We start from the raw sequence: 11,670 nt of genomic DNA on the forward strand, positions 1-11,670 counted from the left end.
TTTAAGAATAATTTAATAAATTAATTGTTTTTATGGATTTTGCGTATAAAAAATACGGTTTCATGTGTTTTTTATAATTTTTTTTAAATTAATGAAGAGTAGGAATACAACGATTAGCTTATTATAGTTTAGTGAAGTTGAATATTTGTAAACGAGTATCTTTGCCAGTATAGAGCTTTATAAAATATAGAACATAAAAAGAGGCCGCAATTGCGGCCTCTTTCAAACTATACTTTACTAAAAAATGATTAATGTATTACTTATATATATTTACTCTTTTACAAAAGCTGTTTTATAAGACGCTTTATTTGTTGTAATTATAAAAATATAGGTTCCAGCTTTTAATTGAGAAACATCATATGATGTCGATGTGTAATCTCCTTTAACCACTATTCTACCTAATATATCAGAAATACTATATGTTGTACGCTGGTCAGACAGAGTGTAGGTAGTGTTTATTGTACCCCTACTTGGGTTTGGATAAATAGCAAATCTTTCTTGTGGTGGTGCTATCTTACTAGACTTAGCTCCACAAGATGAAACAAATATCCAACCTCTGTCTGTACGTTGCCATAGGTTACCTCTATAAACTACCTTGTCTCCTGAATTATATGAAGTTCCTGATTTCCAGTCGTCAATACCTTCGCAAGAACTAGCGCCACATTTCGCTATAAACTTCCATCCTCTTACTAATTTTTCAAAAAGATTTCCTCTATATACTACTCTATCTCCTGTTTGGTAAGGTACTCCCCATTGCCATGGTGCTACACCTTCACAAATATTGGTAGTATCTTCATCTTTGGTAGTGGCAGTTGCCACATTACTATACTCAGACATATTTCCTATAGCATCCATCGCTATTACCGTAAATTCATATGTTGTTGATGCAGTTAATCCAGAAACATTAAAAGATGTTTCTTCGGTAGTACCAATCATATCCGTACCTTGGTATACATTATACCCCGTTACACCTACATTGTCTGTAGATGACATCCAAGTAAGCAATAGACTTGTTTGTTCTACATTCGAGGCTACTAATTCCGTTGGAGCCGTAGGAGGTTCTATATCAAAAATATCTTCTGGTAATGTAGATGCAGTAACAGTATTACTAAACTTAGACTTATTACCTGCAGCGTCCAGAGCTAATACAGTAAAAGAGTATTCTAGACCCGCTATTAAGTTAATTACTTGATATTTTGTCTCTTCTACGGTTGCAATCATAACACCATCCTGATATACTTTATACCCTGTTACACCAACATTATCTGTAGACGCCATCCAGTTAAGGTCAATCGTAGTTTGTGTTTCGTTACCGGCCATTAACTCTGTTGGTTCTGTAGGTGCTTCTGTATCGGTATTATCATCTGGTAATGTAGCAGCAGTAGCAGTGTTACTAAACCCTGATTCATTGCCCGCCGCATCTTTTGCTTTTACTCTAAAAGAGTATTCGGTTCCTGGAGTAAGCTCCATTACTTGATATCTTGTTCCTTCAACTGTAGCAATCATCTCATCACCTTTGTATATTTCATATCCAGTTACTTCTACATTGTCTGTAGATGGTTCCCAGGTAAGATCTATAGTAGTTTGTGTCTCATTAGCTGCGACTAATTTTGAAGGCTCTGTAGGTGCTTCGGTATCGGTATTGTCATCTGGTAATGTAGCAGCAGTAGCTGTATTACTAAATTCAGATTCATTACCCGCCGCATCTTTTGCTTTTACTCTAAATGAGTATTCGGTTCCCGGAGTAAGCTCCATTACTTGATATCTTGTTCCTTCAACTGTAGCAATCATCTCATCACCTTTGTATATTTCATATCCAGTTACTCCTACATTGTCTGTAGATGGTTCCCAGGTAAGATCTATAGTAGTTTGTGTCTCGTTAGCTGCGACTAATCTTGAAGGCTCTGTAGGTGCTTCGGTATCGGTATTGTCATCTGGTAAGGTAGCAGCAGTAGCTGTATTACTAAATTCAGATTCATTACCCGCCGCATCTTTTGCTTTTATTCTAAAAGAATATTCGGTACCTGGAGTTAGTCCCATTACTTGGTATCTTGTTCCTGTTATGGTAGTAATCATGGTATCTCCTTGATAGATATCATATCCCGTTACTCCTACATTGTCTGTAGATGCTCCCCAGTTAAGATCGATAGTTGTTTGTGTCTCGTTAGAAGCTGTCAAATCTGTTGGTGTAGTAGGTGCTTCGGTATCGGTATTGTCATCTGGTAAGGTAGAAGCAGTAGCTGTATTACTAAATTCAGATTTGTTTCCTGCAGCATCTATTGCTTTTATTCTAAAAGAATATTCGGTACCTGGAGTTAGTCCCATTACTTGGTATCTTGTTCCTGTTATGGTAGTAATCATGGTATCTCCTTGATAGATATCATATCCCGTTACGCCCACATTATCTGTAGACGCTCCCCAGTTAAGATCTATAGTTGTTTGTGTTTCGTTAGAAGCTGTCAAATCTGTTGGTGTAGTAGGTGCTTCGGTATCGGTATTGTCATCTGGTAAGGTAGCAGCAGTAGCTGTATTACTAAATTCAGATTCATTACCCGCCGCATCTTTTGCTTTTACTCTAAAAGAGTATTCGGTACCTGGAGTTAATCCAGCAGCTTGATATCTTGTTCCTGGAACCGTTGCAATCATAGTTTCTCCTTGGTATACTTCGTATTCTGTTACTCCTACGTTGTCGGTAGATGCTTCCCAAGTAAGGTCAATAGTCGTTTGTGTCTCGTTACTAGCTGCCAATCTTGATGGTACAGTAGGCACTTCAGTGTCTGCTTCTGGTAGTGTAGTAGCTGTAGCCGTATTACTAAACCCAGATTCATTACCCGCCGCATCTTTTGCTTTTACTCTAAAAGAGTATTCGGTACCTGGAGTTAATCCAGCAGCTTGATATCTTGTTCCTGAAACCGTTGCAATCATAGTTTCTCCTTGGTATACTTCGTATCCTGTTACTCCTACGTTGTCGGTAGATGCTTCCCAAGTAAGGTCAATAGTCGTTTGTGTCTCGTTACTAGCTGCCAATCTTGATGGTACAGTAGGCGCTTCAGTGTCTGCTTCTGGTAGTGTAGTAGCTGTAGCCGTATTACTAAATCCAGATATATTACCTGCAGCATCCTTTGCTTTTACTCTAAATGAATATTCCGTACCTGGAGTTAGTCCCATCGCCTGATATCTGGTACCTTCAATAGTAGCAATTCTGGTATTACCACGATATATTTCGTATCCTGTTACGCCTACATTGTCGGTAGAAGCGGTCCATGATAAATCAATCGTTGTTTGAGTTTCGTTAGATGCGGTTACGTTAGAAGGAATAGAAGGAGCTTCATTATCTACTACACCACCAGTAATAGTAAAGTTTGTATTAGAAATATCATAAAAAATATGATTTGTACCTCTTACCATGATTCGATTTTGAGAACCTCTATTGTTTGGTACTGTAATTCTATGTGAGCCATCATTAGGTATTGCAGAGGCGACTGTAACCGGGTATGTTTTTCCTCCATCAGTAGATAATAGAATGTCTACATTTGCAGCATTCACACCATTTCCTGTCGTACCGGCTACATTCCATGTTACTGTTTGACTAGAACCTGCAGCCCAGCTTACCGCTGTATTAGGAGCATTGACCACAAATGGTCCTGCTGCACCACTTACCGTAATTCTTGTATCATCAGATGCGGTATTACCTCCACCTACATGATTATCTCTTACCGTAAGCCTAAAATTCATAGTTCTTGCCACAGAAGGAACTACTTCCCAAGTTGAAGCAGTATTACCAGCTATTACAGTTGCCAAATCTGGCATATATCTATCAGGAGATGTTTTAGACGGTATCGAACGAAAAGCAGGCCCTCCCGTATTGGTAGCTCTTGGCGGCATAGTCGCAACCTGAGTATCCATTTGCTCCCAGTTATAGGTTAATTTATCCTCAGCGTTGCTATCTGTTCCAGATCCTTTTAATACAAAAGGAGTTGATTTTGGAATGGTAAAATCCCTACCTGCGTTTGCAGTAGGAGCGTTATTACCAGTAATAGTTTCTTTTGCACAAGATGTTCGAGAAACATGTGACCACATTTCTTGTATGCTTATCGCATGAAAATGATCATCACTCTTATTTTGAACGTTAGGTGAACAAATACCTGCATAGCCCATAATTGTGGATGCACTACCTGGCTCTATAGCTGTTCGACTATTTCTATTACACGAATTGTTCTGAGTATGATTAGCACCAAACTGGTGGCCAATTTCATGAGCAACATAATCAATATCAAAAGGATCAGAAATAGGTTTGTCCCGACCAGTAATACCACTTCCTTTTCTTCCATTTCTACAAACTACACTTAGTCCTGCCAATCCACCGCCACCGGTACTAAATGTATGCCCAATATCATAATTTGAATTCCCGATTTGACTATCACAAACCGCTTGACTCTCATTAATAAGTGCGCTGGCATTATTATTAGTAAGATTGTCGGTATTGGCATTTAAAAATATAAGTTTATCATTATTAGCTACAATTTGCATTGTAACTCCAAGATCTTTCTCATAGACTCCATTAACACGTGTCATAGTTGTATTCATTGCCGAAAGAACCGCAGATTTTTTTGTAGCCTGTGTAGCACTAGCAGGTATATCTTGATTTCTAAGATGATATTGAGAGTATTCCCCGGTACTTGCTATTGCTAATCGATAGGTTCTTAAAGTACCGTCATTAGGGTTTCTTTGTTGAACATCATTATAATTAGGAGCTATGTTTTTTGGCCCAATGGTTTCCTCAACATGACATTTAAAAGCGCCTCTTGCACTCATATCTGCTTTACCATATACGATATAATTTTTTCTATTTGTGGTATAAGGATCTATATAGTTAGTTTTAGCTCCTGGTTTAAAAAACATAGCATGAAGTCCATCCCTACCTAAGCTTAAATGTACTTGACTTCCGTCACCACTAACACTTCGACCCACATAAGATTTTATAGTAGGGTATTTTTTGGCAAGATCGGGGTGTAAAACAGAAGTTTGTGTCATACGATATTGTTCGAATTGACCTTCTGAATTAGGAAATGAAATGATCACATCAGAATTACCAGATGATCTTGCCCTTTGGGGCGAGGAGGCAAGTGCTTTTCTAATACCATCTTCATCTAATCTGTAAATAGTCTTGTTTGTTGTGTTTACATCTGCGCCTAAAGAAGAAATATTTTTGGCACTAAATTTTTGAATATTTTTTGTCCAATAGCCCTCAGTTTGGGAAAAACCAAAGCATACTACGAACAATCCCAAGAATAAGGATAATCGAGTTTTCATAATAAGTTGAGTTAAGGTTTGCATTTAAATTAGTTACTTCAAAATTAAACATTATGTTGAAAAACCTAATTATTATCAGATAATTAACTGTTTTTTGTGGTTTTACCTTATCCTTACAATGGTTTTGTTAAATATTTGTGAATATTTTACTTCTCTCATTCGAAAGAGAAATAAATAGCGTCTTTGATGGTCCTATTTTATGTAATGGAAAGTGATTAAAAGCAGAAAAGGCCTCATATAGAGACCTTTTCTTTATAGCTTATAATATCGATGATTTATATACTATTGTACTATTTTTTTGAAAAATACTAATTACCGGGCATGGTGTAAAAGAATTGCTCTTCTGTAATCTTACCATCATTTACTTGATATACGCACACTTCTTCAATTTGCATACGTCCTTGCTCTTTAAAAGTACAATCCATTTTCATAGAACAACTAAAATGATCGCTGGCAATAACAGGATCAGAAATTTCACCACCATGAAATTCTTCTACAGAAGCATACCATTCTTCACTTTTTTTAAATACTGCATCTTTACCCGATACTATTTCATTGGGTGATCCAGGCATTTCTTTACTTACAACGTTTTGATCATAAAGCTCTTTGATGGCTTGCATATTTTCTCCATGGCGACAAAGCTCTATTAAACGATTGGCAACTTCTTGTGTGTTCATTTTTAGTGTTATTTTAAGTTATATGTGTGATTGATAAAGATGTTTTTATTCCAATTAATACAAGAATAAAAGACAATGTTAATTTACAAAAAACTTCAATTTTCAGTATTAAAGAAATGTTATAATTCTAGATCACTGTAAAGCGGTTTTAAAAGTTTTTAAGCAACGTTCTCGGGCCAATTTATGTTCGACAATAGGAGAAGGGTACGAGAAATCATTAAGGTCTTTTATCCAGGTATTTATATAAGCATGTTTTGGGTCGAATTTTGTGATTTGTGTTGTGGGGTTAAATATCCTGAAATATGGAGCTGCATCTACACCAGAACCGGCTGCCCATTGCCAGTTTCCTACATTGGCGGCCATGTCATAATCCAAAAGCTTTTCTGCAAAATAAGCTTCTCCCCATCTCCAATCTATTAATAGATGTTTGCATAAAAAACTGGCTACGACCATTCTTACTCTATTATGCATATAGCCTGTTTGGTTTAATTGTCTCATCCCTGCATCTACCAACGGATATCCTGTTTGGCCTAGTGTCCACTTTCTAAATTCATCTTCGTCATTTCTCCATACAATGCGATCGTATTTTGGTCTAAAAGATTGTTCTTTGGTATAAGGGAAATGCCAAAGAATTTGCATAAAGAACTCCCGCCAGATCAATTCTGATAAAAAGGTCTCATTGGTATCGGCAATGGCTTTTTTTATGAGTGTTCGAATACCAATGGTTCCAAACCGAAGATGTGGACTTAGTTTGGAGGTGCCATTTTTATAGGAAGGAATGTTCCTTGTAGCTTCGTAATTATGGATTAGTTCTTGCGAGACATGATAATCTGTAACCTTAATTTGCGATGCTATAAACGCAATTTCTTGCAGTGAGATGTTAGGTAAATTAGTATTCTTAAGGAGATTACCTAGATAGTTTTGAGAGTCATCATTATGTAATTGTAAGGAGTCAAATTTCCTCTTCCATTCCTTTTTATAAGGTGTATATACTACATAAGGTGAACCATCAGATTTTACTACTTCATTTTTTTGAAAAATAACTTGATCTTTATAACTAAAAAAAGGTATTTGTTTCTCTTTTAATAGGTTTTCAATTTTTGTATCCCTTTGTAATGCATAAGGTTCATAATCACCATTTGTGTGTACTTCTGAGATAGGGTATTTAGAAATTAACTGCTTAAAAATTTCTTCTGGAGTACCATAATATATGGATAAAGAGCTATGATGATGATCCTGAAGCGTTTTTCGAATCTTTTGTAAAGTGTTGAAAATAAAAGTTATTCGAGCATCATCTTTAGGGAGTTGTTTGGTGATATTTTTATCAAAAATAAAAATAGGAACGACAGGGTGTTTTCCTTTTAAAGCATTGGTAAGACCAATGTTGTCTGTAAGTCTAAGGTCTCTTCTAAACCAAAATATTGAAACTTTTGTAAGCATATTACAGATTTAAGAAACATTTAATGTAGACATTCCGCCATCAACCCCAATTACTTGCCCCGTGATCCAGTTGCTGTCATCACTAAGTAGAAATTTTGCAATATTGGCAATATCCTCTGCTTGTCCAATGCGTTTCATAGGGTGTCGGTTATCCATCAATTCTTTCTTTTTGTCATTGCTTAATAATCTTTTTGATAAAGAAGTATCTGTTAATGATGGTGCAATTACATTTACTCTAAACTGGGGAGCGTACTCTGCAGCCAGGGCTCTTGCAAATCCTTCTATAGCACCTTTTGCTGCCGCGATACTGGTATGAAAAGGCATTCCTATTTTTACGGCTACGGTGCTAAAGAAGACAAGACTTGCTTGTTCTGACTTTTGTAATCTTGGTAATAGCTTATGAATAATTTTTACCAGAAACATAAAATTGATTTGCATGTCTTCTACAAAAGTTTCTGGAGTAAGCATTTTAAAAGGCTTTAGGTTGATACTCCCCGGACAATATACAAACCCATCAATTCTTTCGGGAAGACTAGAGGTATCAATTTCATCTTTTGCCGCATCATAGGGAATATGAGTAACTTCCAGGTTTCCTAAGTTTTCAGAAGTTCTAGAAGCTATAAAAATAGTATGATCACTATAAAGTTTAAGGGCGATTTCGAAACCTATTCCGTAACTACCGCCAATAAGCAAGATGTTTTTTTTCATTAATTATGTTATTAAATCAGCCTCCGTTTTTAGCGGAGGTTTTTTACTTTAGGTTTAAAAAAAAGTCTCTGCCCAGGATTTCGCGTCTTCTACAGAATCAAAAAAAGTAAACGACTTTCCGTATAAAGGCTGTTCTTTAAGAGCTTTGTTACGCTCCTCACAATTGGTAGAAACAATCGCAATTCCTTTCATATTGGATAGGGCTCCATGCTTATAAATGTCGTAGGATACTGTATGATTAAATTTTCGGTTGCTAATTAATATAAAATGTTTTGATTTGTAGTATTTGCGAAGTTTATCACGTATAACAGTAGCTTTCTCAAGTGTAAAATTAACATTCTCTTGAATGGTAACAACAACATAATGCTCGAATAGTTCTAACTCACAAAATTCATTAGAAAAATGTTTCATTGGGTATGCACTAAATAGGTTTTATTAAATATTAGTTAAAAATATTTAAATTCTCTTACATTTCAACACCCTCCCCAAAAAATATTAAAATTTATGATACGATTTACGGTGAAACCATAAAACATGTTTGTAATTACGAGTTATTGCATGTTTAACAATTGGTGCAACAGTTCTTAGGTTTTACCACTTTACAGGTTAAAACTGCCAATAACGCACCTATAACAGGAGCGACAAAATAGAGCCATTGGTGTTCCCAATGTCCAGATAATAGGGCAGGACCCAATGATCTTGCCGGATTCATAGAAGCATTCGTCATAGGACCCGCGAACATAGCTTCTAATAATACCACACCACCAATTGCAATCCCTGCCATCGTACCTATTTCTTTAGAACCTGTAGATACATTAATAATGACAACCATTAAAAAGTAGGTAAGAAGTAGTTCTAATACAAAGGCTCTAAGCTCGTCTAATTTTGGTATAGTACCTCCTAGATATTCACTTTCTGGAAAAAGAAATAACATAACTGCACTGGCCAGTATCGCTCCTAAACACTGTGCAGCAACGTACTTGGGAACCTCTTTCCATTCAAATTTTTTGGCATAAGCAAAGGCAATGGTTACGGCTGGGTTAAAATGCGCTCCAGAGATCTCTCCGAAGGCATATATCATAGCCATAACGATAAGACCCCACGTAATAGCAATACCAACATGGGTAACGTCACCACTCGTTACTTCGTTAATAGTCATAGCACCGGTACCACAAAAGATTAAGCTAAAGGTTCCTATGATTTCTGATATGTATTTTCTCATGGTTGTTGTTTTGTTGGCTGCAAATATACCACACTTATTTTATGTTTTTGTTAACTCAAAATGTAAGTGTAATCCTTATTTTCGTTACACTAATTCTAAAAAAACTAAAATAAACACCATGAAAAAGATTGTTTTATTTCTTTTTGCTGCTACGTTATCTTTTGGGATAGAAGCACAAGTAAAAACCCCTCAGCCTAGTCCTGCTTCAAAAATAGAGCAAGTTATTGGGCTTACAGATGTTGCTGTAGAGTACTCGAGACCGAGCATGAGAGGAAGAACTATTTATGGAGACCTGGTTCCTTTTGATAAATTATGGAGAACCGGAGCAAATAAAAACACACAAATTACATTTAGTGATGATGTAAAAATAGAAGGTAAAGAGGTTAAAAAAGGATCGTATGCCATTTTTACAAAACCAGGAAAAGAAAATTGGGAAGTTATTTTTTACAGCGATACAGAAAACTGGGGGACACCACGTGAGTGGGATGACGCCAAAGTAGCTGCAAAAGCTACAGTAAAAGCTACTACAATTCCTTTTAAAGTAGAAACATTTACGCTTATGTTTAGTGATTTTACAATGGATTCTGCAAAACTTAACTTGATTTGGGAAAGTACAGAAGCTGCTGTAAAAATAGAGGTGCCTGCCAAGAAAACGGCTTTGGCAAGTATCGAAAAGGTAATGGCTGGACCATCTGCCGGAGACCACTATAGAGCGGCTACTTTTTATAAAGATACCGGTGATTTTGCAAAGGCAAAAGAGCATATCGATAAAGCAATTGCTAGTCGTAAAGAGCCTGCTTTCTGGATGCATAGACAACAATCGTTAATTTATGCAAAGTCTGGAGATAAAGCGGGTGCAATAAAAGCAGCACAAACGTCGTTAGCATTAGCAGAAAAGGCAGGTAATGCCGATTATGTCAAAATGAACAAAGACTCCCTTGCAGAGTGGGGAGCAAAATAACACTCTTTTTCACACACAAATCATAAAAATCGCTCTGGTCACAGAGCGATTTTTTTGTTCTTATTTTGTCTCCTCGAGCGTAATTTTTTTATATATCATTGTTTACTGTTTTTTATGTGAATGCTCTACGAGTTTTGTAACTTCGTAGGACTTTTACCAAGAAATACTTTTCCAGAATGAGGTATCACTATGTACATTGATCATAGGATTGTCTACTAATGTTACCTCTATAAGGCCACTATTATTCACATAGCTTGAAGCACTAGAATAGATATAGTGAGAAGCTTTATTCACAATACCTGATTTTACCGGATTTAAATGAATGTAATCTAGTTTAGACCATAAAAACTTCTGACTATAGATTTCTTCTGGGTGATTTCCGTATTTCCAGAATTGATATTCTTTATTGCGGCTATGTGTGGTGGTAGCCTTTTTAAGTAATGGTAAAATCCATTCTCTTCGACTTTCAGGATTTGATTGGATATGATGTATAATTTCCTTTGCCGTAAACTTTTTAAAATCTCTGATAAGTCCAGATAAATCATTCTCTGTACTTTGAATGATGAGGTGAATATGATTACTCATAATGACATAGCCATATACCACCATTCCTTTATTTTTAATACAATAGTCTAGACTGTTTATAAGTATATCTTTGTAGCTTTTTCTTGTAAAGACATCAATCCAACCCACTACAGTTAAAGTAACAAAATGTGGTTTTGACTGATCTCTAATTTTGTATCCAGTAGTTTCCATACACGGAAAGATAAAAAAATAAGTTGATAGCGTTTAGAATAATGTAACTATAGCTCTACGAAGTTTGCAACTTCGTAGTGTATAAAAAAGCTGTGACACGTTTTATGGCATCACAGTTTTTGTTGTTTTTGTTGTGTGTTAAACGTGCGAGTTATAGACATTCGCACAGCTTGCTGCTTTTTAGGTGAATGCTCTACGAAGTTTGCAACTTCGTAGTGTCTAAAAAAATTGTGACACGTTTTATGTCATCACAGTTTTTATTGTTTTTGTCGTTTATTAAACGTGCGAAGTCATAGACATTCGCACAGCGATCGTTCGCACAGCGTGCTGCTTTTTATGTGAATGCTCTACGAAGTTTGAAACTTCGTAGTGTCTAAAAAAAACTGTGACATGTTTTATGGTATCGCAGCTTTTGTTGTTTTTGTCGTGTGTTAAACGTGCGAAGTCATAGACATTCGCACAGCGTTTTTGTTTTTATTGGTCACAAAACTGGTTTAAAACCCTGCACTTTAGTGCAGTTACTTTAGTACTATAAAAATCTATATTTTAGATTTATGGAATCAAAATATAGAAAAAGCTCACATACAGTTAGT

8 protein-coding genes are annotated in these 11,670 nt (G+C 36.1%); 1 reads left to right on the top strand and 7 read right to left on the bottom strand.

Annotated elements, in window-relative coordinates:
- Positions 1–270 precede the first annotated feature (270 nt).
- From ABW636_RS00890 to ABW636_RS00915, 6 genes are all read right to left on the bottom strand, one after another.
- Positions 271–5,313 (bottom strand): fibronectin type III domain-containing protein, encoded by a 5,043-nt coding sequence (locus ABW636_RS00890; RefSeq protein ID WP_367588060.1) that lies wholly within the window; start codon positions 5,311–5,313, stop codon positions 271–273.
- A 308-nt stretch (positions 5,314–5,621) separates the two neighbouring features.
- Positions 5,622–5,990, bottom strand: coding sequence for a SnoaL-like domain-containing protein (locus ABW636_RS00895; protein WP_367588061.1), 369 nt, complete (start codon positions 5,988–5,990; stop codon positions 5,622–5,624).
- A 132-nt stretch (positions 5,991–6,122) separates the two neighbouring features.
- On the bottom strand, positions 6,123–7,430 hold the full coding sequence (locus tag ABW636_RS00900; RefSeq protein WP_367588062.1) for a cryptochrome/photolyase family protein: 1,308 nt from the start codon (positions 7,428–7,430) through the stop codon (positions 6,123–6,125).
- A 9-nt stretch (positions 7,431–7,439) separates the two neighbouring features.
- Complete coding sequence (locus ABW636_RS00905; protein WP_367588063.1) at positions 7,440–8,138, bottom strand: SDR family NAD(P)-dependent oxidoreductase; 699 nt, start codon at positions 8,136–8,138, stop codon at positions 7,440–7,442.
- Positions 8,139–8,192: 54 nt separating this feature from the next.
- Positions 8,193–8,549: a hypothetical protein gene (locus ABW636_RS00910; protein ID WP_367588064.1), complete on the bottom strand. Its 357-nt coding sequence runs from the start codon at positions 8,547–8,549 to the stop codon at positions 8,193–8,195.
- 151 nt (positions 8,550–8,700) lie between these two features.
- Positions 8,701–9,387, bottom strand: a complete 687-nt coding sequence (locus tag ABW636_RS00915) for an MIP/aquaporin family protein (protein WP_367588069.1) — start codon at positions 9,385–9,387, stop codon at positions 8,701–8,703.
- A gap of 91 nt (positions 9,388–9,478) precedes the next feature.
- Between ABW636_RS00915 and ABW636_RS00920 the strand changes: the two genes are divergently transcribed.
- Positions 9,479–10,321 carry a DUF2911 domain-containing protein gene (locus ABW636_RS00920; RefSeq protein WP_367588065.1) on the top strand — a complete coding sequence of 281 codons (843 nt, stop codon included), beginning with the start codon at positions 9,479–9,481 and terminating at the stop codon, positions 10,319–10,321.
- A gap of 153 nt (positions 10,322–10,474) precedes the next feature.
- On the opposite strand, the gene ABW636_RS00925 is transcribed toward ABW636_RS00920, so the two are convergent.
- The gene (locus ABW636_RS00925; protein WP_367588066.1) at positions 10,475–11,077 is read right to left on the bottom strand and encodes an REP-associated tyrosine transposase; all 603 of its coding nucleotides are present in this window, start codon (positions 11,075–11,077) and stop codon (positions 10,475–10,477) included.
- Positions 11,078–11,670: the final 593 nt, after the last annotated feature.

It is taken from the genome of Aquimarina discodermiae, assembly GCF_040786235.1.
Classification (GTDB): Bacteria; Bacteroidota; Bacteroidia; order Flavobacteriales; family Flavobacteriaceae; genus Aquimarina.